1 protein-coding gene is annotated in these 650 nt (G+C 63.8%); it reads left to right on the top strand.

Going from position 1 to position 650, the window contains the following annotated elements; all coding sequences use genetic code 11:
• Window positions 1-107: 107 nt before the first annotated feature.
• The coding region (locus tag SSP24_RS42575) for a tyrosine-type recombinase/integrase (protein WP_244951822.1) at window positions 108-650 on the top strand (543 nt) is incomplete at its 3' end.

Raw genomic sequence — 650 nt, 5'->3', positions numbered from 1 at the left:
AAGAACGCCGACCGAAACGCCGCGTAGCTGAACACCCACCAGAGACAGCAGGGAGAGCCGTCGCCAACGGCTCTCCCTGCTGCATGTCGAGAGAGGACCGCCGCTGCATGGCTGGCCACATCCAAGACCGCTGGTACAAGACCGAGACCGACGCCAACGGCAAGACCGTCCGCGTACGGACCGACCGATACGGCAAGGGCCTGCGTTACCGCGCCCGCTACATCGGCCCAGACGGGACCGAGAAGAGCAAGTCGTTCCCCGACGGACAGAAGCGACTGGCCGATCAGTGGCTCGCCCACATCGAGGCGGACATGTCTCGGGGGCAGTACGTGGACCCTGCCGCGAGCCGAGTGACGTTCCGGCAGTACGCCGAGAAATGGCTGAACACGCAGACCACCGACATGACCACACGCGAGTCAGTCGAGTCCGCGATTCGTGGCCACGCGATCCCCTATCTCGGACCGCGACCGCTCGGTTCCTTCAAGCCCGAACACATCCGGGATTGGCTGAGCGAGCTGGAGAAAGCCGTCCCCGCATCATCGTACCGGCGCGTGATCTACAACAACGTGTCGACGGTCCTAAATGCGGCTGTCGACGACGGTCACCTATCGAAGAACCCTTGCCACGCACAATCCGTGCGGCCCCCTTCT

The organism is Streptomyces spinoverrucosus (genome assembly GCF_006539505.1).
GTDB classification, from domain to species: domain Bacteria; phylum Actinomycetota; class Actinomycetes; order Streptomycetales; family Streptomycetaceae; genus Streptomyces; species Streptomyces spinoverrucosus.
The sequence above is the reverse complement of the archived record's forward strand: the minus strand, read 5'-3'. Positions and strand labels throughout refer to the sequence as shown.